A 24,188-nucleotide genomic window follows, 5' to 3' on the forward strand; every position below is an offset into this window, starting at 1 on the left:
CATAGTCAGCTCTCAATCAGTTTTGCAGCACGGATGAAACCAGTAATTGGGTATAAGGATGGTGAGGATCATCCAACACCCTGTCAGTTAGGCCGCTTTCGATAACCCGGCCCTCTTTCATCACCAGCAGGCGGTTAGCTAATAAGCGGGCAACCCCCAAATCATGAGTGACAATCACCACCGCCAGTTGCATTTCCACCACCAGATTGCGCAGTAAATCCAGCAACCGTGCTTGCACCGACACATCCAGACCGCCAGTCGGTTCGTCCATAAACACCAGTTTTGGATGAGTCACCAGATTGCGAGCAATTTGCAGCCGCTGTTGCATCCCACCGGAGAAGGTGGTGGGCATGTCGTCCAGACGGGATAATGGGATCTCGACATCCTCCAGCCAGCGGCCTGCTTGTTGGCGAATTTCGCCATAATGGCGCTGCCCGATGGCCATTAGCCGTTCGCCGATATTGCCGCCCGCCGAGACTTGTGGCCGCAGCCCATCAAGTGGATGCTGATGAACCACGCCCCATTCAGTGCGCAGTAAACGGCGGCGTTGGCTTTCTGCCATCTGATATAAATCAAGTGCTTGCTGTGCATCAGGGCGGTAAATAATTTGCCCCTGTTGCGGTGTCAGGCGGGCTGAAATGGATTTCAGCAAAGTTGTTTTCCCCGAGCCAGATTCGCCAACAATCCCTAATACTTCACCGGGATACAGTTGGAAAGAGACATCGCTGAACCCCTTACCCGGCGCGTACAAATGGGTGAGATTCTCCACCGACAACAGCGGATGGGCGACGGGGGTTTTTAAAGTAATGGATGCTAAAATAGCGGCTTGTGAAATCATGGGATATTTACCTCTGGTGCAGCGGCCTCAGCCAATTGCTGCTGGCAATAATCAGTATCCGAGCAAACAAACATCCGGCTGCCTTTATCATCCATCACCACTTCATCAAGATAACTGTGGCGCGAACCGCACAGGGCGCAAGGCTCATCCCATTGCTGCACGGTAAACGGGTGGTCGTCGAAATCCAGACTTTCTACCTTGGTAAAGGGCGGCAGGGCATACAGACGTTTTTCCCTACCGGCTCCAAACAGTTGCAGCGCGGGCATCATGTGCATCTTGGGGTTATCAAATTTCGGGATTGGCGACGGGTCCATCACGTAGCGGTCATTCACTTTCACCGGATAGGCATAGGTGGTGGCGATATGGCCGTAGCGGGCGATATCTTCATACAGTTTGACCTGCATCACGCCGTACTCCTCCAAAGCATGCATTTTGCGGGTTTCAGTTTCGCGCGGTTCAATAAAGCGCAGTGGCTCTGGGATAGGTACTTGATAGATAAGAATTTGATCTTCAGTCAGCGCTGTTTCTGGAATGCGGTGCCGGGTCTGGATCAAGGTGGCGTCAGTGGTTTTTTCCGTGGTGGCGACCCCACTGACCCGCTGGAAGAAGCGGCGGATCGACACCGCGTTGGTGGTGTCATCAGCCCCTTGGTCGATCACTTTCAGCACGTCATAGCGGCCAATCAAACAGGCGGTTAGCTGAATTCCACCGGTGCCCCAGCCATAGGGCATCGGCATCTCACGCCCGCCAAATGGCACCTGATAGCCGGGAATGGCCACGGCTTTGAGTAGCGCGCGGCGCAGGGTGCGTTTGGTTTGCTCATCCAGATAGCCCAGATTATAACCGGCGAGGATTTCAGTCATGGCGCGGCTCCTGCGGTTGTGAAGTGAGTGGCTGAGTGGATGGCTGTTGTAAAGTAAGTAAATGCTCACACCGCAGGCGCTTGAGTAACTCGAGTTCGGCTTGGAAATCCACGTAATGGGGCAGTTTGAGGTGAGAGACAAAACCGGCGGCTTCGACATTATCGGCATGGGATAATACAAATTCTTCATCCTGCGCCGGGCTGGTGACATCTTCGGCATATTCCCGGCTTTGCAGGGCGCGGTCCATCAGTGCCATCGACATGGCTTTGCGCTCTCCACGGCCAAACACCAGCCCATAACCGCGGGTAAAGTGCGGCGGTTCTGACTCTGGGCTGACAAAACCATTCACCATTTCGCATTCGGTCAGCAGGATTTCGCCGATATCAATGGCAAATCCCAGTTCTTCCGGCTCAATGGAAATTGTCAGGTAGCCCGTGCGGATCTCGGCGGCGAATGGGTGAGTGCGGCCATAACCGCGCTGGGTGGAATATCCTAGCGCCAGCAGGAACCCCTCATCACCGCGCACCAGTTGTTGCAGCCGTGCCGAGCGATTGCATGGGTAAACCGGCGGATTGCGGGTGATATCTTCCGGCGGGGTATCGTCATCTTGCTCAACATGCGCTAATTGTTCTTGGGCCAATAAATCAAACACATGGGCGCAAAAAACTTGCGATAAATCTTCTGACGATGCTTCCCTGCTATTGGGCGGGCGCGGGGCATCTCCTGCGGCCAGCAGGGTGAAATCCAGTAGCCGGTGGGTGTAATCGTAAGTCGGGCCAAGCACTTGGCCGCCGGGCAAATCTTTGTAAATGGCGGAAATACGGCGCTCCAGCCGCATATTGCCAGTGGTCAGCGGTTGGCTGACTGCCAGACGCGGCAAAGTGGTGCGGTAGGCGCGCAGCAGGAAAATGGCCTCCACCAGATCGCCACTGGCCTGTTTGATGGCCAATGCGGCCAATTCGCGATCATAAATTCCGCCCTCGGTCATCACCCGATCCACCGCCAGCCCTAGCTGTTGCTCAATTTGTTCGCAATCGACCGCCGGGATTTGTGTATCGCCACGGCGCTGGTGTTCCAGTAACTGATGGGCGGCGGCAATGGCTTTTTCGCCCCCTTTGACGGCAACGTACATCAGCACACCTCCACATGGGTAGTGCGTGGGATTGCCATTAGGTTCTCGCCACAGGTGAGTAGAAAATCGAGTCCCGCAGGGAATGCGGCGGGGCGGTTAAGCAAGTAATTCAGCACCGCAGAGGGTAATTGCGGCGCGACCGTGCGGTAGTGTTCAATTCCCGGCCCGCGTAGGCGCAGAGGTACGCCGTGATGCAGGTTTTCGGCCTGAAGAATGACCGTGGTGGAGTGCTCCGGCGAAAGTTCATTACCCGCCGGGCAGTTAGCCAGCAAATCTTCGGTTATCTCATGGTCAAATAAGGCAAAGCTGGAGGTACTGATGCTGGCCGTCAGGGGCGCTCCGCAATGAAAACGCACATTCTGCTGCACGGCATCACTGTTAAGCGCTGGTGCTAAATAGAGCGGCGTTTCCTGATCTGCCAGAGTCAGCAAAATACTGGTGGCGGCGGGATTTAATGGTGGCCAGCCGCGACTATGGGGTAGCGAAATCAAGACCCCAGGCTCACTTAACGCTTTGAGAATACGGCGAAAAGCATGTTGGGCATCATCAACCGGTTGGTCGAAATGGGTTAATAAGCTCATTAATCTTCTCCTCGCACTAAGGTGAAGAAATCAACTTTGCTGGTGGCGATAGCTTGGGCGCGTAATTCCCGCCGTTCTTGCTGTATCGCCGCCAGTGGGTGAATGACGGTTTTCAGTAACAATTCACTCAGGCCAGCAGGTTTACCGTTAATTATTGAAAGCTGTAATAACGCATCCAACACGGCACAAAGTTCTGCATGGGGCTTATTGCGCCCGGCAATGTAGCTGTAGCCGTAGGTGTCCGCGCTATCGTCGAGTTTGATAACCGCGCGGGTGATGGTCATATCGCCCAGAATAAATCGGCGGCCAGTACCGCCCATCCGCGCCTGCAATTGGTTTAAACCAATTTCGGGAGCACGAATGACTTGATATTGCGGTGATAGATTCAAAGGTTGCCAATGGGCAAGTAATTGCGCCGGTTGGCTGTGGGCCAACACTGACATCCAGCCTTGCCGCGTGCTCGAGGTACTTTCCATTTAGTGCTCCATGGTCAGTTCAATCATGTCAGCGCGGGTCAGACTGACGGAATACTCCGCCACCTGCTGGCTAGCAACTCCAATATTCAAGGTGCGCACACAGAGCAATGGGGCGTGGGTGGCGATTTCCAGCAAGCGGCTCTCTTTGGCTTGAGCACGGCGTGCGCTGATGCGAGTTTGGCTACGGCTTAATGGCTGTTGTAGATGTTGGGCGATGAATTGATGCAGTGAGCCGGAGTTAAATTGCTGTAATGCAGGCCACCAATTCAGGTCTGGCAGGTAGTGATCAATAACACAGACTGGGACACCATTGACTCGGCGCAAGGTGCGCAAATGAATCACTGTCGTCCCTTCATCCAAAGACAGAGCTTTGGCGACATGCTCAATACAGGGGCGTAAAACCGCGAGTAAGCGCTCACTGGTGGGGTCACTGCCCTGATCTAATAAGTTTTGGCTAAAGCGCGCATTGGCATGCAGCGGATAATCATAAGGGCGCATCAACACCAGAATGCCGATGCCCTGCCGGCGTTGCAGCCAGCCGCGCTCGACCAGTTCATCGACGGCGCGGCGCAGAGTATGGCGATTCACCTGATAGCGTTCAGCCAATTGTTGCTCGGAAGGCAGATAGTCGCCACAGCGATAAGCGCCGCGCAACTCTTGCTCTAACTGGGCCGCAATTTGTTGATAGCGGGTGGGATAACTGGTCGGTGGTCTAGATAAGTGCATGGCAGATAACCCTTCTCTATGTATCAACACTCCCGACAGCCATCCACACTGAAACAACAAAAGTAGCAATATTGATGAGCAGGTGGCGGAGTGTCATGGTGATAGCCCGTAAGTTTTCTCACCGCTATGCTGGCGGTTTTTAATGACAGTAGGGTTAAGCTGAGATGGCAGAACGATGAAGTTTTACGCGGTTGATAACGCGATTTTTACAAGGGAAAGTGTATTTTGGGGGGAGATATGAACAGCGATAGCCACCACCATTCTGCGCATTGGAAAGCACAGAATGGAATAGTGAACAGAATGGCTAAAATAAATTACCGCAGGTGATGGATAACTTGGTTACCGCTGCCGCGCCAGATAAGTGAAGGGTCTTTTAGGTCTTGCACAAATTTACCATCGACCAGTACATTAATTAAATCAACCACTTGTAGCTGCTCGGTGGTCAGTTCAGCCAGTGTATAGCCGGTCCAGACCCAAATATCTTTGCCGTCGCACTCTTGGCGTACACGTTTTACCAATCGCAGAATGGCGGGCAGATTTTGCGGATGTAGCGGATCACCGCCGGAGAGGGATAACCCTTGCCGATGGATGCGCGAATCATTCAGATCCGCAACTATCCGATCTTCCATTTCTTGGGTAAATGGTTTACCCGAATTCAGTCGCCAGGTGCTTTTGTTATAACAGCCCACACACTCGTGCACACAGCCGGAGACAAACAGTGTGCAGCGGGTGCCGGGGCCGTTGATGACATCGACACTATAATATTGATGATAATTCATAATCAGTGCCTCCCTCGTACTTGAAGCCGCAGGGGTGTTCGCTACGTTCACTTACCCGAATCACTTACATCAGTAAGCTCATCGGGATAAGTTCGCTTGCTGCCTACCTGCAACTCCAATTACTTTGGGCCTTCGTCTTTGGTGGGTTAGCCCAGTTGTCCGTTTGCCAAATGCTTAACGCGGCGCTTCACTTCTTCTTGTTTACCGGCGTTAAATGGCCGTGCATCCGGGCTGCCTAAATAACCACATACCCGACGGGTGACCGACACTTTCGACGGCTCATGATTACCACATTTCGGGCAGGTGAAACCCTTGCTGGTACAAGAGAATTCGCCGGTAAAACCGCATTCATAACATTCATCAATCGGCGTATTGGTGCCGTAATAAGGCACTCGGCTGTAGCTGTAATCCCAGACATCCTCTAGCGCTCTGAGGTTGTGCTGCAAGTTCGGGTATTCGCCGTAACAAATGAAACCGCCGTTAGCCAATGGTGGATAAGGCGCTTCGAAGTCCAGTTTGTCATACGGATTAACTTTCTTTTCAACATCCAGATGGAAGCTGTTGGTGTAATAGCCTTTGTCGGTGACACCCTCGACCACACCAAATTCTGCGGTATCCAGACGGCAGAAACGATCACACAGGTTTTCACTTGGCGTGCTGTACAAACTAAAGGCGTAGCCGGTTTCTTCTTTCCAGTTATCAGTGGCTTGTCTCATACGCTCGACGATAGCCACGCCTTTTTCACGTAATTTTTCGTCATCAAAGACATGTGCATGATGACCAAACAGGGCATTAACTGTTTCATGAATACCAATGAAGCCCAGAGAGATAGATGCGCGGCCGTTTTTAAAGATTTCTGAAATATTATCATCCGCTTGCAAGCGCACCCCACAAGCCCCCTCCATATATAGGATAGGAGCCACGCGAGCTTTGATCCCTTCCAGACGCGCAATGCGGGTCATCAGGGCCTTCTTGGCTAGCAACAGGCGCTCATCCAGCAATTGCCAGAATTTTGCTTCATCGCCCTGGGCTTCCAATGCAATACGCGGCAGGTTAAGACTAATAACCCCAAGGTTATTACGGCCATCGTGGATTTGCTTGCCATCTTCTTCATACACACCCAAGAAGCTGCGGCAGCCCATTGGCGTTTTGAAAGAGCCAGTAACTTTAACCACTTGATCATAATTGAGAATATCTGGATACATGCGCTTGGTTGCGCACTCTAGCGCCAGCTGTTTGATATCGTAGTTGGCATCGCCAAATTTATGGTTTAGACCATCACGGATAGCAAAAACCAGTTTCGGGAACACTGCGGTTTTGCGATTTTTGCCCAAACCGGCAATGCGATTACGCAGAATCGCCTGCTGAATCATGCGCGATTGCCAGCTAGTGCCCAGCCCGAAGCCGAAAGTGACAAACGGCGTCTGGCCATTGGCGGTATGCAGGGTATTGACTTCATATTCCAGTGATTGGAATGCGTCGTAGCACTCTTTTTCAGTACGCGACATAGCATAACCGGCGGCATCGGGGATCTGCCACTCTTCGGCTACCGCCTTATGTTTGTTAAAGCTTTCCGTGACAAATGGCGCCAGGACTTCATCAATACGGTTAATGGTTGTGCCGCCATAGATATGGCTGGCGACCTGCGCAATAATCTGAGCGGTCACTGCGGTGGCGGTAGAAATAGATTTTGGCGGCTCAATTTCCGCATTACCCATTTTAAAACCTTGGGTCAGCATGCCATTAAGGTCAATCAGCATGCAGTTGAACATGGGGAAGAACGGCGCGTAATCCAAATCGTGGTAGTGAATTTCACCGCGCTCATGAGCCAAAACCACATCCCGTGGCAAAATATGTTGTTTGGCGTAATGTTTCGCGACAATACCGGCCAGCAGATCCCGCTGAGTTGGGATGACTTTGCTGTCTTTATTCGCATTTTCGTTCAGCAGCGCTTGGTTACTTTGCTCTACCAGACCGCGAATTTCCTGATTCAGGCGACCACGCAGTTCGCGCGAGATATCCCGGTCATGGCGATACTCGATATAAGCTCGGGCGAGCTGCTTATATTGACCGGCCATCAGTTGGTTTTCTACCGCAGTTTGGATGTCGCGGATATCAACTTTCGGCTGGTTCTCCATCGTCTGAGCGACCACACGAGCAACAGTTGCACAATAATCTGCGTCTACCACGCCAACTGCCAGCGCTGCGCGCTCGACCGCTTCCTTGATTCGCACCTCATCAAAAGGTACCTGACAACCGTCCCGTTTAATCACTACTGTTTTCACAATGTCGCTCCTGTGTACTGCCGCAAAGGTTATCCACAAGACAACCCGCAGCACATCAGGGTTGCGAGGGGGTGTGGATGATTTTGTGGATAACTACTACATATGGGTTTTTAAATCACTAGAAGCACTATATATAGGTGGCGGTAAACAAGTTTGACTTAGGACAAGGAAAACGGCGTTAGGTTACTCCCTGTTCAGAGCACCCCAAAATAGGCATTTTTATGCCGCCTTTTTACACAGGACGACATAAGTCAGCGCCACTGCGGATTGGTGGCGATGATTGAGGGTTTTTAGTTGATGTGATTGTGTGTACAAATTCAGTATAAATTTGATATTTCGCAAGCTGCTGTTAGCTTACTTGAAGCATGATTGGCAATTGAAGGAGAAATGTTACCCCATAAAATGTTCCGCTAACTCCAAATCCCGCCGCGTAAACTCTCTTACAATCTTCCCACTCTCCATCATGGCTGCGCGCTCGGACATGTGTGCGACCACATCACTGTCATGGCTAACCAGCAAATAGGTCATGCCGTGTTCGCGTTTCAAGTGATTGAGTAAGTTGAGAATTTCTGCCTGAACTGACATATCTAATGCTGAAGTCGGCTCATCCAGCAGCAACAGTTTGGGCCGCAATAACAGGGCGCGGGCGATGGCAATCCGCTGGCGCTGGCCGCCGGAGAATTGATGAGGGTAGCGCTGTGCCGCAGAAGCCGGTAAGCCCACTTGCTCTAAAGCTTGATCAATTCGCTGCTGAATATGTTGCTCGCCATGAATCTTTAGCGGCTCACCCAATGTGCGCTGAATATTATGCTGAGGATGGAGAGAAGCATAAGGGTCTTGGAACACCATCTGCACCTCTTTGCGCAGTTGGCCGGTAAAACGGTGCCCTGGTTGCAAAGGTTGGCCCAGCAAGGTTATCTCGCCTTGCCACTCGCGCTGCAAGCCCGCCAGAGTGCGTAATACGGTAGATTTACCACAGCCAGATGCACCAATCAGACTGAAAGTTTCACCCTCTTCAACGGTAAAACTGACCGACTCAACCGCCGTTTTCAACTGATTTTTTTGGGCAAAACTGACCCGTAGATTTTTGACTTCAATCAGTGCCACGGGAACCTCCAGAGAAATCAGCGCTGCGATCTAATACTGGTAAATCAGTGCCATAGGTGCTGGCGTTCGGGCGGCAGGCCCACAAAGTATGGGTGTAAGGGTGAGTTGAATGGGGTAAGTCAGCCGCTGCGCCTTGATCCACCAGTTTCCCCTGATACATCACCAACACCCGATGGCAATGCTCGGCAACCAGCGGAAGATCGTGGCTTATCAGCAACAAACTCATATTGCGCTGCTCAGTCTGCTCGACAATCAACTCCAATATTTGGTTGCGCAGTTTGGCATCCAATGCGGAGGTGGGTTCATCAGCAATTAATACCCGTGGGTTATTCACCAAAGCGATGGCTAACATCGCCCGTTGGCCCATGCCACCCGAAAGTTGGCCGGGATAACTGTGATAGGCACTGGCATTTAGCCCGACCGAGGCGAGCGCATTTAATACCCGCTCGCGGGTATCCGCACCGGAAAGCGCATTATGCAACAACAGAGATTCTTCAATTTGTTTCCCCACGGTGCGCACCGGATTCAGTGCATAGCGCGGGTCTTGCAGCACCATGGCAATTTCACTGCCACGTAATGCGGCCCATTGCTTCGGTTTCAACTGCAGTAAATCGTGTTCAGTAACTTGACCAGCATTGCCCTGTACGTCGGTGTTATCCGCATAATAACTCAGCTTTTTGGCACTGACTTTGCCCGGCGTGCGCACTAACCCCATCAACGCTCTGGCGGTAATGGATTTTCCCGAACCGGACTCTCCCACCAGCGCAACCCGCTCGTGGCCGAGATGGAATGAAATATTATCCACCACCCGCTGTTGTTGGAAATCGACACAGAGATTGTCGACGGCAAAAATTTTATCAGTCATGGTGAGGGTCCAAAATATCGCGCAGGCCATCGCCTAACAGATTAAATGCCATGCTGCTCAGTAAGATAGCGCAGCCCGGAATCGCGGCAATCCACCATTGGTCAAAAATAACCTGCATGCCGTCGGCGACCATAGATCCCCATTCTGACATCGGCGGACGAGCACCTAACCCAAGGAAACCAAGCCCGGCAGCGGCTAAGATGATCCCGGCTAAATCTAATGCCAGCCGCACCACTGCCGAGGGGAGGCACATAGGCAGAATATGGCCCCACAGCAGGCGCAACCCTTTGATTCCCATCATTTCAGCGGCGGCCAGATAATCACTTTTACGCAGTAATTGAATCTCTGCTCTGGCCTGACGGGCATAGGCCGGCCAGGTGGTCAGCGCCAATGCCAGTGCGCCGTTAATTAAACCGGGGCCGAGCATGGCGACGAAAGCAAAAGCCAGAATCAGACGCGGCATCGACATCACCACATCAGTGACGCGCATCAGAATACGTTCGAGCCAGCCGCCGTAATAGCCGGAAAGCACCCCGACCAGCAAACCCAGCGGCAGGGTTATCACGGTCACCAGCAGCACCAGCCCCAAGGTTGGGCGCGTCCCGTAAATCAGGCGCGACAGCATATCGCGGCCATAGCTGTCAGTCCCCAACCAGTGATCGCGACCCGGTGGTAGCAGGCGGTCAGCCGCGTTTTGCCAGTTGGGATCAAAGGGTGCCAGCCACGGGGCGAAAATCGCGATGAACACCAGCAAGGAGAGAATAAACAGCCCGATGCTGGTGGAGGGCGAACGTTTCAGTGCATGGAAGAATTTTGTCATTGGCATATCAGCGCGTTCTCGGATCCAGCAAGCGAACCAGCAGATCCGTCACATTGTTAATCAAAATAAAGCACATACCGAGCAACAGTGTCCCGCCCATAATGGCGGTGGTATCGCCGGCAAACAGCGCGCTGGTGAGGTAGCGGCCAATGCCCGGCCAGGCAAAGACAGTTTCGGTTAACACTGCGCCCTCCAACATGCTGGTATAGGCCAGCGCAATCACTGTCAACAAAGTGCCGCGAATATTCGGCAACACGTGCGTGAGTAAAATGCGCATCTCACCCGCGCCTTTGGCTCTTGCCAACGTAATGTACTCTTTATTCAGCTCACTCAAGCAGGCCGAGCGCGTCAGGCGAGTAATACTGGCCAGCGCGTAGTAAGAGAGCAGGGCAACCGGCAAGATCAAATGAGCGACGGCATTGCCAAAGGCACCGGCATCACCGGAGCGCCAGGTATCAATCAGGGCAAAACCGGTTTTTGCTTCCACGGTATATTGATAAATATCATCGAGGCGGCCAGGGCCGGGGCTCCATTGCAGCCGGGCATAAAACAGCAACAGCATCAACAGACCGAGCCAGAAGATGGGCACGGAGTTCCCCAGCAATGTCATAAAGCGGATAGTGGCATCCAGCTTGCTACCGGCCCAGCGGGCGCACAACAAGCCGAGGATAACCCCCAGTGCGGCACCAATCACCAGTGATAATGTTGCCAGTTCCAATGAGGCCGGGAAAACGGTCAGCAAGTCTTGCAACACTGGCTGACCGCTAGCGCTGGCAATGCCGAGATCGCCATGAGCCAGCCGCTCGAGATAATGCCAGAACTGCACGGGTAGCGATTGATCCAGCCCAAGCTGGTGTTTAACTTGCTGATAAGTGGCCTCACTGGCGTGGTCGCCCACGATTTGCAACACCCGGTCCACCGGCGACAGCGCCGACAGGAAAAAGGTGATAACCAGTAGACCGAACAAGGTCAGGGCCAGGGTCAATAACCCCTGTAAAAACCCCCAAAGACGACGCCGGGATAGAGTTCCCGGCGTTTGATTTAGTGCTACAGACATTAACTAGCAACTCACTATTTCATGATTACATTTATCTATATATCAACCCGTTATGCCAAGTATGAAAGGCATGGGCTATTTGCTCACTCGATCATAATAGACCATATCGGCATTTAGACCTTGTTGATAGCCTTTTACGTTATCTCGCAGCACAACTTGTGCTTTGGCTTGATCAATAAAGATATATGGCGAGTTTTTTTGCAGTTCTTCCTGCAACTGAGTGTAAAGTTCGATACGTTTGGCCGGATCGGACTCGGCGACTGCCGCCAGCGTTTGTTTATTCAGCTCAGGAATAACCCAGCCGTTTAAACCGGCAACCGTGCTGCTCTTGCCGTCATTATAAGCAAAGGCACTGGCGTTAGAGTGCGCATCAAAATAATCTGGGATCCACAGACGGATAGCCGATTGATGCTGTTTGGCACGTACGCGGCCATAAACTTGGCTACCCGCGGCTGGCAGTAATACCAATTTCACGCCACCTTGGGCAAAGCTGGCTTGCAACGACTGAGCAATGGTAATGAATGGCGGTTTGTTCTCAACATCCAGTGTCAGCGTGGCATCTTTAATTCCGGCCTTTGTCAGAATCTCTTTGGCTTTAGCTGGGTCAAAGGTGTACGGATTGCTTTCCAACGCGCCCGGCAAACCGACCGGCAGGAAGCTTTGATGCACAAAATACTGGCCTTTCAGCAAATCTTTGGTAATGCCCTGATAATCAACCAAATAGCGGGCAGCCTGCCAGAATTCAGGTTTGCTTAACAGCGGATTCGCCTGGTTGGCGGTGTTAAAGACTAAATAGTTTTGTTCGGCAGACGGGATTTCGACAACTTTAACACCGGCCTGAGTTTTCAGTGCTGCGGTTTGGTCTGGCCCTAATTCACGGGCGATATCAGCATCACCTTGCTGAATCAGCAAACGGCGAGCACTTGGGTCGGGCACGTTTTTAATAATGATATTTTTAATCAGTGGCTTACCGCCAGGTGACGTCGGGTTAGCATCCAGTACGATGGCCTGATGCGGCTGATAAACACGCATTTTGAATGGGCCACTACCGGCTGAATGCATTTTCAACCAAGCATTGCCGTAATCGTCGTCTTTAACATTGGCGGTCACGGCTTTTTTATCAACAATGGAGGCGATCGGCGTTGATAAAATATTCAGTGCCACCGCAGGGCTGACATCTGCGCCCCAGCTCAGTTGCACGGTATTGTTATCGATCTTTTTCAAGTGTTGGTCGATATTACTCGGATCCCAGCCTAATACATTCAGGATAAAGGCAGGTGAACGGTTCATTTTGACCGCGCGAGTAAAGGAGAAAATCACGTCATCCGCTTTCACCGGATTACCGGATGAGAATACCGCGTCTGGACGCAATTTCACTGTGAGAGTTTTGGCGGCGGCATCACCCTGCCAACTTTCAGCAAGAATAGGCACGACTTTTGCCGGATTATCACGATCGGCTTGCACCAGGCGTTGATAGAGACTTGGCACGGTCTGAATACTGGAGAGTTCATTACTTTCAGCTGGATCAAGGCTAACAATATCATCCAGGGATTGCACGACAACCAGCGTATCTGGTGGCGTTGCTGCAAAGGCACTGCCAGATAGTGCTGTCAAAACCAATAATGACAGAATTTTAGCTTTCATTGAGACTCCCTGAAATGGATCATGACCATCGATATATAAGTATGGATAGCGGGTGGAAATTATAAACATTGCGCGGAAATTATTGTTTTTAAAACTATTTCATCGCATTTTCTCACGATAATAGCTTTGCTGTCTGTGGTCAAAGTCTCAACAGTTATTTGTTATAACAATTAGTGATAAAAAAACTTTACAAAAAAGTAATGATTCTGAGGTGATTCAAACCTGTGGTCGGTATGAATAAATGTCAGAGACTTCTCACTCAATAAAGAATGAAATGGTTATAATGAAACGTCATTTCATTTAATTTATAAGAAAGGGAATAGCATGATCACCGGAAACATCCATCATTTGGAATTAGTACCTTATTTACCTGCGCAATTAAAAGAAGCTATTGAATATGTGAAAAGCCACATCACCGCAGAAACCCCATTGGGCAAACACGATATTGATGGCAATAATATGTTTGTATTGATTTCCAATGACTGCACCGACTACTTGGAAAATCGCCGAGCGGAATATCATGCTAAATACTTGGATATTCAAATCATCCTGGAGGGTGTCGAGGGGATGACTTTCAGTAGCTTACCTGCTGGCAAACCTGACACCGACTGGTTAGCAGATAAAGATATCGCCTTTTTACCGGCGGGGGTTGATGAGAAGCAGTTTGTGATGAAAACCGGTGATTTCGTGGTGTTTTACCCAGGGGAAGTGCATAAGCCATTATGCGCGGTGGGCGAGCCAACCAACGTGCGCAAAGCTGTTGTGAAGGTATCTGTAAAATAGGCTATTTTACTTGCTATTTTGGACGCAAGCAGTGCTCGAAATACTCACGTACTACGTGTACGCTCCGTTTTCTCCGCGCTGGTTGCGCCCAAACTATCTGCGCCAATAACGCCTATTGATGGGGCGATTCATCAGCAAAAAATTGAGTGTTTTTATGCCTTGCTCAATGTCGCGACCATCACGGCTTTAATGGTGTGCAGGCGGTTTTCTGCTTGATCAAACACAATACTATGCGCGGATTCAAACACTTCGTTGGTGACTTCCATGCCGCCCGGTAAGTCATAAAGCTCCGCCATTTGTTTGCCGACGGTGGTTTGGTCATCGTGGAATGCGGGCAAGCAGTGCAGGAATTTAACCTGCGAATTGCCGGTCAGTTTCACTACATCCATATTGATTTGATAAGGTTTCAAGAGAGCAACACGCTCTTGCCACACTTCTTTCGGTTCGCCCATTGAGACCCAAACATCGGTATACAGGAAGTCGGCACCTTTTACACCTTCGGCAATATCTTCTGTCAGTGTGATTTTACCGCCGGTCTTTTTGGCCTGCGCCTGACAAGCCGCCACCAGTTCGGCCTCCGGCCAGCATGCTTTTGGTGCCACTAACCGCAAATCCATCCCGACCAGTGCAGCAGCTTCCAACATAGTGTTACCCATGTTGTTGCGGGCATCACCCAAGTAGGAAAATGTCATTTCACTCAATGGCTTACCCGGTAAGTGTTCCTGCATTGTCAGCAAGTCGGCCAGTAATTGAGTTGGGTGAAATTCATTTGTCAGGCCATTCCATACCGGTACGCCCGCAAATTCTGCCAGCGTTTCAACCACTTTTTGGCCGTGACCACGATACTGAATGCCGTCATACATGCGGCCTAATACTCGGGCAGTATCTTTAATTGATTCTTTATGCCCAATTTGGCTTCCTCCTGGGCCGAGGTAAGTCACGCGCGCACCTTGATCATATGCGGCAACTTCGAAAGAGCATCGAGTACGAGTCGAGTCTTTTTCGAAGATGAGCGCGATATTCTTACCTACCAGTTTTTGTTGCTCACAGCCGGATTTCTTGGCTTTTTTCAGCTCAACAGCCAAATCGAGCAGAGCTATAATCTCGGTGGGAGTAAAATCTAATAACCTTAGAAAGTGACGTTTATAGAACTGACTTATCGTGTTCATCTTTTTCATCCTGAAGGGTTAAACTGAATTTAAATTCAATTTATACGGATAAATATTCAAATACAACCCTAATCAATAAATCTTTCTCGTTTATAGTGGAGGCAATAGCGTGGGTGTGGGAAAATAGCGCCATACTAAGCCCATTGACTGAGGATAAAGGCATGGCAAACCGCGAAATGCTGGACGAACAACGTGACGAAACCCGCCTGATCATCGAAGAACTGCTGGACGATGGCAGCGATCCAGATGCGCTGTACACCATTGAGCACCATCTTTCTGCGGAGAAATTCGAAGTTCTGGAGAAAGCGGCTGTTGAAGCATTCAAGCTGGGTTATGAAGTGACAGATGCTGAAGAGCTGGAAATAGAAGACGGCTCAATGGTGATGTGCTGTGATGTGATTAGCGAAGTTGCTCTAAATGCTGAAATTATTGATGCGCAGGTTGAACAGCTGATTGCTTTGGCTGAAACCTGTGGCGTGAATTACGACGGTTGGGGCACTTACTACGAAGATCCAAACGCAGAAGATGATGAAGACGGCGAGTTCGACGACGAAGAGTCGGTGGATGAGGACGACGACGGCAAGCGCCACTAATTCCCCGTCGTCCTTGACGCTATAGCGGTGTTAGCGGCACTCGCTCACCCGAACCACTGACTTGTGTCAGCTCATCGGGATTTGCTTGTTTGTTGCCTTGCTATAGCGCCAATGACTTTGGGTAATTTTTTTGGTGCTTGACGCTATAGCGGTGTTAGCGGCACTCACTCACCCGAATCACTGACTTGTGTCAGCTCATCGGGATTTGCTTGTTTGTTGCCTTGCTATAGCGCCAATGACTTTGGGTCATGTGAAGCTATAGGTTTCCGCTAATTATTCAGGGCGCTTGATACGCCCTGAATAATCATAATGTTTTCAACATCGTGACTTCGCAATCAACATGACCGGTGTTTCCCATCGGGCCATTAATATGCTCAAAACCCAATCTTTCATATAAGCCGACAGCACTGGTCAGGCTCGCTGTCGTTTCCAGATAACAGTGACTAAAACCCTGCTGGCGGGCAAACTCAAGTGCTTGTAATGCCAATTGTTTTGCCAGCCCTTTACCACGTAATATCGGCAGAAAATACATTTTCTGCAACTCACAAAGGGAAGCTTCGCCACCAGACAACGGTGCCACGCCACCGCCGCCCGCAATATTTCCATCCACTTCAATCACCCAGTAAGCACTGCGTGGCTGGCTGTACAGCTCATACAAGTGATCCAAATTAGGATCGGACACGGTATAGCCTTTGTCGGCGGTTAAGCCGAACTCAGCCGAAACGTCGCGGATGACATTAGCGATAGCGAGATTGTCTGCGGCGAGGATGGGGCGCACCAACAGGCGGATAGGTGTGGCTGTGGTCATGCTCTATAAACCCAAAGGTAATAACTTAGTTATAATCTGTAATACCATCTATACCCGCCATACTTCAAGTTGTATGTGCGTTGGCCGCCTTCCGACAACTCGAATTAAATGCAATGGCAAAAAAAACTGGGGGCCAAATTATTATGGCCCCCAGTGAGTGCTTACTTCATGTCAGATTGAATTACAGTGCGGCGATAGTCGCCTGTTGTTCAATTAACTTCTGCTTAGCTTCGGCACAGGCCGCCATTCTTTCGCGTTCTTTGGCAACCACGGCTTCTGGCGCGCGCGCCACAAATCCTTCATTACTCAATTTACTTTCGATGCGCTCAATCTCGGCTTCCAGCTTCGCTACTTCTTTTGCCAGCCTCTCCAGTTCGGTGGCCTTATCAATCAGGCCAGCCATTGGGATCAACACCTCTGCACCTTCAACCAATTTGGTCACAGATACCGGGCCTTTATCACCGTCAGCTAACAGAGTGAGAGAAGACAAACGGGCTAGCGACTGGATGAAACTCTGGTTTTCCAGCACACGGCGTTGAGCTTCAGCATTGGCTCCGCGCAGCATCACTTCCAGCGGTTTACCTGGCGCAATGTTCATTTCTGCCCGAATATTACGCACCGCAATAATGGTTTGCTTGATCCATTCCAAATCGCTCAGGGCTTTTTCATCCACCTGACTGGCATCATATTCTGGGAAAGGCTGCAACATAATAGTGTCCGCAGTAATGCCTTTCAGGGTTTTAACCCGCTGCCAGATAGTCTCTGTGATGTAAGGAATGATAGGGTGCGCTAAACGCAGCAATGCTTCCAGAACTTCAATCAGAGTATGACGAGTCCCGCGTAATTCAGCTTCAGAACCGCTGTTCATCACCGGCTTGGTCAGTTCCAAATACCAGTCACAGAACTGGTTCCAGGTAAATTCATACAGAATACCGGCCGCCAAATCGAAGCGGTAAGTGTCCATTGCTTCGCGGTAGGCTTTGATAGTCTGATTGAATTCGGCCAGAATCCAGCGGTCAGCCAGTGACAACACCATCTCGCCGCCATTCTGCCCGCAATCTTGCCCTTCGGTGTTCATCAGCACGAAACGGCTAGCGTTCCACAGCTTGTTACAGAAGTTGCGATAACCTTCCAGGCGCTTCATATCCCAGTTGATATCACGGCCAGTCGAGGCCAAAGCGGCCAACGTAAAGCGCAGGGCATCAGTACCGTGCGGCTCAATGCCGTTCGGGAACTGCTTCTCGGTGCGCTTGCGGATTTTGTCTGCCAGCTGCGGCTGCATCATGTTGCCGGTACGTTTTTCCAGCAACTCTTCCAGCGAGATACCGTCAACCATATCCAGTGGGTCGATAACGTTACCTTTCGACTTGGACATTTTCTGCCCTTCGTCATCGCGGATAAGGCCGGTCATATACACAGTTTTAAACGGCACCTGCGGCTTACCATTTTCATCTTTCATAAAGTGCATGGTCAGCATGATCATGCGGGCAATCCAGAAGAAAATAATGTCGAAGCCACTGACCACAACACTGGTCGGGTGGAAAGTTTTCAGTGCTTCAGTTTGCTCTGGCCAGCCCAGTGTGGAGAAAGTCCACAGGCCAGATGAGAACCAGGTATCCAGCACGTCTTCATCTTGACGCAAGGCCACATCGGCGCCCAGATTATTTTCGCGGCGCACTTCGGCTTCATCGCGGCCGACATACACTTTACCCTGCTCGTCATACCAAGCCGGAATGCGGTGACCCCACCACAATTGGCGGGAAATACACCAATCCTGAATGTCGCGCATCCATGAGTAATACATGTTTTCGTACTGTTTCGGTACGAATTGGATCTCGCCGTTTTCGACAGCTTCGATGGCCACTTTAGCCAATGGCGCGGTGCGAACATACCATTGGTCGGTCAGCATCGGCTCAATAACTACGCCGCCACGGTCGCCATAAGGTACCGTCAGATCGTGCGCTTTAACGTCTTCCAGCAGGCCGAGTTTATCGAATTCAGCGACTACGGCTTTACGGGCAGCAAAACGTTCCAGACCTTGGAACTGTTCTGGAATTGCGCCGCTGCAAGCATCGGACGCTTCGCCATTGGTATCAAACACTTCGGCTTCTGTACGGATATCGCCGTCAAACGTCAGAATGTTGATCATCGGCAGCGCGTGGCGCTTACCCACTTCATAGTCATTAAAGTCGTGCGCTGGCGTGATTTTCACACAGCCGGTGCCTTTTTCCATATCGGCGTGTTCATCACCGAGGATCGGAATGCGGCGGCCCACCAGTGGCAGAATCACTTCTTTACCAATCAGATCTTTATAACGCGGATCTTCTGGATTTACCGCCACGCCGGTATCACCCAGCACCGTTTCCGGACGGGTGGTGGCGACCACCAGATAATCTTTGCCTTCGGCTGTTTTGGCACCATCGGCCAGCGGATAACGCAGATGCCACATAGAGCCTTTGGATTCGCGGTTTTCCACTTCCAAATCAGAAATAGCGGTGCGCAGTTTCGGATCCCAGTTCACCAGACGTTTGCCACGGTAAATCAGATCTTCTTTATGTAGGCGAACAAACACTTCTTTAACGGCATTGGACAGGCCATCATCCATGGTGAAACGCTCGCGTTCCCAATCCACAGAGTTGCCCAGACGGCGCATTTGGCGAGTAATGGTGCCGCCAGATTCGCCTTTCCACTGCCAAATTTTGTCGATAAATGCTTCACGGCCATAATCGTGGCGAGTTTTGCCTTCTTCAGCCGCAATTTTGCGCTCAACCACCATTTGGGTCGCGATACCGGCATGGTCAGTCCCGGCTTGCCACAAGGTATTTTTGCCCTGCATGCGCTGGTAGCGAATCAAGGTATCCATGATGGTTTGTTGGAACGCATGACCCATGTGCAGGCTACCGGTCACATTCGGTGGCGGGATCATGATGCAGTAACTTTCTTTGCTGGTATCGCCGTTCGGCTTGAAATAACCCTGTTTTTCCCAGTGTTCATACAGCGGCTGTTCGATTTCCTGCGGGCTGTATGTTTTATCGAGGGACGGCTCAGTTTTGTCGATATTAGAAGGTGTGTTTTCCATTTTCTTTTTATTTCAATTAGTTGGCGGCGTTGCCGTGGTCAAGTGGAAGCCGACGCTGCGATAAGACTTATATCGGTCGCGCGCCAACTGTTTTAAATTTTCTTCGTAAGGCACGAAGTCTACCACTTCATGGAAAGCGGTGGCAAAACCTGCGAACTCTGGCAGTAGGCTAATCAGGAGGTCGCGAGGAGAATTTCCACGTCGTTCTGGCCACGCCAGTTCGACTGGCGCACCATACTTTGGCCCTTCACCGGCCAGATTATGGGGCACAAATTGCTCAGGTGCCCGTTGCCACAGGGCTTCATCTAGCCGCTGGGCTTGTTCCTGACTTTCACAGGCGATCAACACCCGTTTGCCCGCCCGCCAACGTTCAGCCGCAACCTCGCAGGCCAATGCTTCATGAGCACGTAGCTCACCAGCGGGCGTGTCGTGTTCAAGCAAATAAAAAGTGGCGTTTTTCATAAGTTCTCTACGACGTAAAAGGGCACGAAAGTGTGCCCTTGAAGTAACGTAATGTACATCAAACGATTAATCGTCGCCGTTTAGCCCTGCGCGGTTAAGCAAGAACTGGGATAGCAACGCGACCGGCCGGCCGGTTGCACCTTTGTTTTTGCCCGAACGCCATGCCGTACCCGCGATATCCAGGTGTGCCCAGCTATATTTACGAGTAAAGCGCGACAGGAAGCAACCTGCAGTAATGGCACCACCAGCACGGCCACCAATATTCGCCATGTCGGCAAAATTGGAATCCAACTGCTCATAGAACTCATCACCCAGCGGCAAGCGCCATGCACGGTCACCAGCCTGTTCAGACGCCCCAATCAGCTCGTGAGCCAGTGGATTGTGATTCGACATCAAACCGGTGATGTGATGGCCCAATGCCACAACGCAAGCACCGGTCAATGTCGCGATATCAATCACCAGTTCTGGATCGAAACGCTCGACATAGGTCAATGCATCACACAGCACCAGGCGGCCTTCGGCATCGGTATTCAACACTTCAACTGTCTGGCCAGACATGGTGGTGAGGATATCACCTGGGCGATAAGCACGGCCACCCGGCATGTTTTCACAGCCCGCCAGCACACCAATTACATTCAATGGCAATTGCAGCTCAGCCACCACGCGCATCACGCCATAGACAGTTGCAGCGCCGCACATGTCGTATTTCATCTCGTCCATACCTTCGGCCGGCTTAATCGAAATACCGCCGGAGTCGAAGGTCAATCCTTTGCCCACCAGCACAATTGGCTTAGCGTCCGGGTTTGGATTACCCTTATATTCTATCACTGACATCAATGATTCATTCTGCGAACCATGGCCAACAGCGAGATAAGAGTGCATTCCCAGCTCTTTCATTTGCTGCTCACCAATCACGCGGGTGATGATGTTGGTGCTGAACGCATCGGCCAACTGGCGCGCTTGCGAGGCCAGATAGGCGGCATTACAAATATTGGGTGGCATATTACCCAAATCTTTAGCCGCTTTAATGCCGGACGCCACTGCCAGACCATGCTGGATGGCGCGCTCACCGCTGGTTAGTTCGCGGCGGGTTGGCACATTGAACACCATTTTGCGCAACGGGCGACGAGGCTCGGTTTTATTGCTTTTAAGCTGATCAAAGGTATAAAGCGTCTCTTTCGCTGTTTCTACCGCTTGGCGCACTTTCCAGTAAGTATTGCGGCCTTTAACATGCAGTTCAGTTAGGAAGCAAACAGCCTCCATTGAGCCGGTGTCATTAAGGGTATTGATGGTCTTCTGGATCACTTGCTTGTACTGGCGCTCATCAAGCTCACGCTCTTTGCCACAGCCAATTAACAAGATGCGCTCGGAGAGAATATTCGGCACATGGTGCAGTAACAGCGTCTGCCCGACTTTGCCTTCAAGTTCACCACGGCGCAGTAAAGCGCTGATGTAGCCATCACTAATTTTGTCGAGTTGTTCGGCAATGGGAGATAGACGGCGGGGTTCGAAAACGCCGACTACAATACAGGCACTGCGCTGTTTTTCCGGGCTGCCGCTCTTTACACTGAACTCCATGCACTCTCCTGAATCTTAAAGACAAAGGCGGGAGCTACCGCTAGAATGTAGCACTCCGCAACGATCTCTCTCCGTTGTGTTAACGACGTGTGTTAACCTTAACGGCATAAGTTGTTTTGTTTTGGCGACTATAAGCATGTTCCTATAGGACACCTAAACGCTAGATGTTGTAATACTATTTTAGCTGTGAAGGTTGCCATATGATGAGAATAAATGGCGGATTAACGATGAAACTATCGATTTTCCTGCAAAAAGACAAGTTTTCACAGGCGTATTAGCGTGATCATCATTAGATATCTGGTACGGGAAACACTTAAGAGCCAAATTGCGATTCTGTTCATCCTGCTATTAATCTTCTTTAGCCAGAAGTTAGTACGGATATTGGGCGCTGCGGTCGACGGTGAAATCCCAACAAACTTGGTTTTATCCCTTTTAGGGCTCGGTGTGCCTGAAATGGCACAACTTATCCTGCCATTAAGCTTATTCCTTGGCTTATTGATGACGCTAGGTAAATTGTACACGGAGAGTGAAATCACCGTGATGCATGCCTGCGGCATGGGCAAAAAGTCCTTGATTATGGCTGCATTAATTTTGGCACTGATAACTTCAGCGCTGGCGGTAGTCAATACTATCTGGCTTGGCCCTTGGTCTTCTAAACATCAAGACAAAGTGCTGAATGACGCCAGAGCTAACCCTAGCTTGGCTGCTCTGGCTGGTGGGCAGTTTAAGTCTTCAACTGATGGCAATTCAGCCTTATTTATCGGTAATGTGACGGGCAAAGAGTTTAACCGTGTATTTTTGGCACAATTGCGGCCAAACGGTAATCAACGCCCCTCTGTCGTGGTAGCAGACAGCGGCCATATGACCAAACGGCCTGACGGCTCACAAGTGGTTATCCTAAACAAAGGTACCCGCTATGAAGGCACGGCATTATTGCGCGATTTTCGTATCACCGATTTTGTCGATTACCAGGCTATTATCGGTCATCAGGAAGTACAGCAAAACAATAATGTCGCTGAGCAGATGACCATGAAACAGCTGTGGGACTCTACCAAACCTGATGCGCGTGCGGAGTTTCATTGGCGTTTAACACTGATTGTCTCTGTGGTCATTATGGCATTGCTGGTGGTGCCGCTCAGTGTAGTCAACCCGCGTCAGGGCCGTGTTCTGAGTATGTTGCCCGCCATGCTGCTCTATTTGATTTTCTTCCTGTTACAAAGCTCCCTGCGCTCTAATGCAAGTAGTGGCAAGTTGGACCCCTTGATTTGGATGTGGACTGTGAACGGTGTTTACTTTGCAGTGGCGGTGATATTGAACCTGTGGGATGGCCTGCCGGCTCGTAAGTTACGTGCTCGATTGAGAGGGGCTGCCTGATGTTTGGTGTATTAGACCGCTATATCGGACGGACTATCCTCAATACCATCCTGATGACCTTATTCATGCTGGTATCGTTGTCCGGCATTATCAAGTTTGTCGATCAGCTACGCAAAGTCGGGCAGGGCGATTATTCTGCGGTTTCCGCGGGTATGTACACCTTGCTAAGTATCCCTAAGGATATCGAGATATTCTTCCCGATGGCAGCGCTGTTAGGTGCCTTATTGGGCCTGGGCACCTTGGCCACGCGCAGTGAATTGGTGGTGATGCAAGCATCAGGTTTTACCCGCATGCAAATCGCCGCTTCGGTGATGAAAACCGCGATTCCATTAGTGTTGCTGACCATGGCTATTGGTGAGTGGGTTGCCCCGCAAGGTGAGCAGATGGCACGTAACTTCCGTGCACAGCAGATGTACGGGGGGTCATTGTTATCGACGCAATCTGGTTTGTGGGCAAAAGATGGCTCCGACTTTATCTATATCCAGCGAGTTTCGGGTGATAACGAGCTAACCGGGGTCAATATTTATCATTTTGATAAACAGGATCGCCTGCTTTCGGTGCGTTATGCCGCTACCGCGACGTTTGAAGACAATCTGTGGCGCTTATCGCAGGTTGATGAATCTGATTTAAGCAATCCAAATAAAGTGACTGGTTCACAGACACTAACCGGTGAGTGGAGAACTAACTTAACACCAGAGAAGTTGGGTGTGGTTGCTATGAACCCAGATTCACTTTCTATCAGCGGATTGCATGATTACAGCAAATACCTGCGACAAAGTGGGCAAGAGTCGAGCCGATACGAACTGAATATGTGGGGCAAGATATTTGCGCCATTCTCAGTTGCCGTGATGATGCTGATGGCGCTGTCATTTATTTTTGGTCCATTACGCAGTGTACCAATGGGGGTTCGGGTGGTTACCGGTATCTTCTTTGGTTTTGTTTTCTATGTATTGGATCAGATTTTTGGCCCACTTAGCTTGGTTTACAGCATCCCTCCGGTCATCGGCGCACTGTTACCGAGTATACTTTTCCTCCTAATCAGTGTTTATTTGCTGCTAAAACGGCGTTGATGGCGGTTTTTTCAACACTTAGACTAAACTTAGTGGGATAACAGTTGCATGCGGACTTCGGGTAGGTATAATTCACCTCGTTCTCCGCATACTACTTCA

22 protein-coding genes are annotated in these 24,188 nt (G+C 50.7%); 4 read left to right on the forward strand and 18 right to left on the reverse strand.

Features of this window, described 5'->3' with window-relative positions; genetic code table 11:
• Nucleotides 1-16: 16 nt before the first annotated feature.
• The 13 genes from phnK to OP863_RS02610 all read right to left on the reverse strand — a co-directional run bounded on the left by phnK (nt 17) and on the right by OP863_RS02610 (nt 13,173).
• Nucleotides 17-838: a phosphonate C-P lyase system protein PhnK gene (gene phnK / locus OP863_RS02550; protein WP_265525846.1), complete on the reverse strand. Its 822-nt coding sequence runs from the start codon at nt 836-838 to the stop codon at nt 17-19.
• Nucleotides 835-1,701, reverse strand: a complete 867-nt coding sequence (locus tag OP863_RS02555) for an alpha-D-ribose 1-methylphosphonate 5-phosphate C-P-lyase PhnJ (RefSeq protein ID WP_038636728.1) — start codon at nt 1,699-1,701, stop codon at nt 835-837. The genes phnK and OP863_RS02555 overlap by 4 nt, the downstream gene beginning before the upstream one ends.
• Entirely contained in the window at nt 1,694-2,833 is a 1,140-nt protein-coding gene (locus OP863_RS02560; RefSeq protein WP_265525847.1) for a carbon-phosphorus lyase complex subunit PhnI, read from the reverse strand. The genes OP863_RS02555 and OP863_RS02560 overlap by 8 nt, the downstream gene beginning before the upstream one ends.
• Nucleotides 2,833-3,414, reverse strand: coding sequence for a phosphonate C-P lyase system protein PhnH (gene phnH / locus OP863_RS02565; protein ID WP_265525848.1), 582 nt, complete (start codon nt 3,412-3,414; stop codon nt 2,833-2,835). The genes OP863_RS02560 and phnH overlap by 1 nt, the downstream gene beginning before the upstream one ends.
• Nucleotides 3,414-3,890, reverse strand: a complete 477-nt coding sequence (gene phnG, locus OP863_RS02570; RefSeq protein ID WP_145588229.1) for a phosphonate C-P lyase system protein PhnG — start codon at nt 3,888-3,890, stop codon at nt 3,414-3,416. Before phnG ends, phnH begins: the two co-directional genes overlap by 1 nt.
• The gene (gene phnF / locus OP863_RS02575; RefSeq protein WP_038636716.1) at nt 3,891-4,616 is read right to left on the reverse strand and encodes a phosphonate metabolism transcriptional regulator PhnF; all 726 of its coding nucleotides are present in this window, start codon (nt 4,614-4,616) and stop codon (nt 3,891-3,893) included.
• Between the two features lie 314 nt (nt 4,617-4,930).
• Complete coding sequence (gene nrdG, locus OP863_RS02580) at nt 4,931-5,395, reverse strand: anaerobic ribonucleoside-triphosphate reductase-activating protein (RefSeq protein ID WP_265525849.1); 465 nt, start codon at nt 5,393-5,395, stop codon at nt 4,931-4,933.
• 146 nt (nt 5,396-5,541) lie between these two features.
• Nucleotides 5,542-7,680 (reverse strand): anaerobic ribonucleoside-triphosphate reductase, encoded by a 2,139-nt coding sequence (gene nrdD, locus OP863_RS02585; protein WP_145585951.1) that lies wholly within the window; start codon nt 7,678-7,680, stop codon nt 5,542-5,544.
• Between the two features lie 390 nt (nt 7,681-8,070).
• The gene (locus OP863_RS02590; RefSeq protein ID WP_038636708.1) at nt 8,071-8,787 is read right to left on the reverse strand and encodes an ABC transporter ATP-binding protein; all 717 of its coding nucleotides are present in this window, start codon (nt 8,785-8,787) and stop codon (nt 8,071-8,073) included.
• Entirely contained in the window at nt 8,774-9,652 is an 879-nt protein-coding gene (locus OP863_RS02595; RefSeq protein ID WP_145588222.1) for an ABC transporter ATP-binding protein, read from the reverse strand. The genes OP863_RS02590 and OP863_RS02595 overlap by 14 nt, the downstream gene beginning before the upstream one ends.
• Nucleotides 9,645-10,478: an ABC transporter permease gene (locus OP863_RS02600; protein ID WP_038636702.1), complete on the reverse strand. Its 834-nt coding sequence runs from the start codon at nt 10,476-10,478 to the stop codon at nt 9,645-9,647. The genes OP863_RS02595 and OP863_RS02600 overlap by 8 nt, the downstream gene beginning before the upstream one ends.
• A gap of 1 nt (nt 10,479) precedes the next feature.
• Nucleotides 10,480-11,529 carry an ABC transporter permease gene (locus OP863_RS02605; protein ID WP_038636698.1) on the reverse strand — a complete coding sequence of 350 codons (1,050 nt, stop codon included), beginning with the start codon at nt 11,527-11,529 and terminating at the stop codon, nt 10,480-10,482.
• 75 nt (nt 11,530-11,604) lie between these two features.
• Nucleotides 11,605-13,173, reverse strand: a complete 1,569-nt coding sequence (locus tag OP863_RS02610) for an ABC transporter substrate-binding protein (RefSeq protein ID WP_050291556.1) — start codon at nt 13,171-13,173, stop codon at nt 11,605-11,607.
• A gap of 324 nt (nt 13,174-13,497) precedes the next feature.
• On the opposite strand from OP863_RS02610, the gene OP863_RS02615 reads away from it, so the two are divergent.
• On the forward strand, nt 13,498-13,956 hold the full coding sequence (locus tag OP863_RS02615) for a YhcH/YjgK/YiaL family protein (protein WP_145588218.1): 459 nt from the start codon (nt 13,498-13,500) through the stop codon (nt 13,954-13,956).
• Nucleotides 13,957-14,108: 152 nt separating this feature from the next.
• Here the strand turns inward: OP863_RS02615 and argF are convergent, their stop codons facing one another.
• Nucleotides 14,109-15,116, reverse strand: coding sequence for an ornithine carbamoyltransferase (gene argF, locus OP863_RS02620; protein ID WP_265526227.1), 1,008 nt, complete (start codon nt 15,114-15,116; stop codon nt 14,109-14,111).
• Between the two features lie 170 nt (nt 15,117-15,286).
• Here argF and rraB point away from each other — a divergent pair, with 170 nt between their 5' ends.
• Nucleotides 15,287-15,718 (forward strand): ribonuclease E inhibitor RraB, encoded by a 432-nt coding sequence (gene rraB, locus OP863_RS02625; RefSeq protein ID WP_038636687.1) that lies wholly within the window; start codon nt 15,287-15,289, stop codon nt 15,716-15,718.
• A 304-nt stretch (nt 15,719-16,022) separates the two neighbouring features.
• Here rraB and OP863_RS02630 read toward each other — a convergent pair whose 3' ends face one another.
• The 4 genes from OP863_RS02630 to pepA all read right to left on the reverse strand — a co-directional run bounded on the left by OP863_RS02630 (nt 16,023) and on the right by pepA (nt 21,645).
• Nucleotides 16,023-16,526 (reverse strand): GNAT family N-acetyltransferase, encoded by a 504-nt coding sequence (locus OP863_RS02630; protein WP_265525850.1) that lies wholly within the window; start codon nt 16,524-16,526, stop codon nt 16,023-16,025.
• A gap of 181 nt (nt 16,527-16,707) precedes the next feature.
• Complete coding sequence (locus OP863_RS02635; RefSeq protein ID WP_145591782.1) at nt 16,708-19,605, reverse strand: valine--tRNA ligase; 2,898 nt, start codon at nt 19,603-19,605, stop codon at nt 16,708-16,710.
• Nucleotides 19,606-19,617: 12 nt separating this feature from the next.
• Complete coding sequence (locus OP863_RS02640; RefSeq protein ID WP_033852822.1) at nt 19,618-20,067, reverse strand: DNA polymerase III subunit chi; 450 nt, start codon at nt 20,065-20,067, stop codon at nt 19,618-19,620.
• A gap of 66 nt (nt 20,068-20,133) precedes the next feature.
• The gene (gene pepA, locus OP863_RS02645; protein WP_004389286.1) at nt 20,134-21,645 is read right to left on the reverse strand and encodes a leucyl aminopeptidase; all 1,512 of its coding nucleotides are present in this window, start codon (nt 21,643-21,645) and stop codon (nt 20,134-20,136) included.
• A 279-nt stretch (nt 21,646-21,924) separates the two neighbouring features.
• On the opposite strand from pepA, the gene lptF reads away from it, so the two are divergent.
• The gene (gene lptF / locus OP863_RS02650; protein WP_265525851.1) at nt 21,925-23,019 is read left to right on the forward strand and encodes an LPS export ABC transporter permease LptF; all 1,095 of its coding nucleotides are present in this window, start codon (nt 21,925-21,927) and stop codon (nt 23,017-23,019) included.
• Nucleotides 23,019-24,089 (forward strand): LPS export ABC transporter permease LptG, encoded by a 1,071-nt coding sequence (gene lptG, locus OP863_RS02655; protein ID WP_038636669.1) that lies wholly within the window; start codon nt 23,019-23,021, stop codon nt 24,087-24,089. The genes lptF and lptG overlap by 1 nt, the downstream gene beginning before the upstream one ends.
• The last annotated feature ends 99 nt before the right edge of the window (nt 24,090-24,188 follow it).

The organism is Yersinia sp. SCPM-O-B-9106 (C-191) (assembly GCF_026183365.1).
Lineage (GTDB): Bacteria > Pseudomonadota > Gammaproteobacteria > Enterobacterales > Enterobacteriaceae > Yersinia > Yersinia rochesterensis.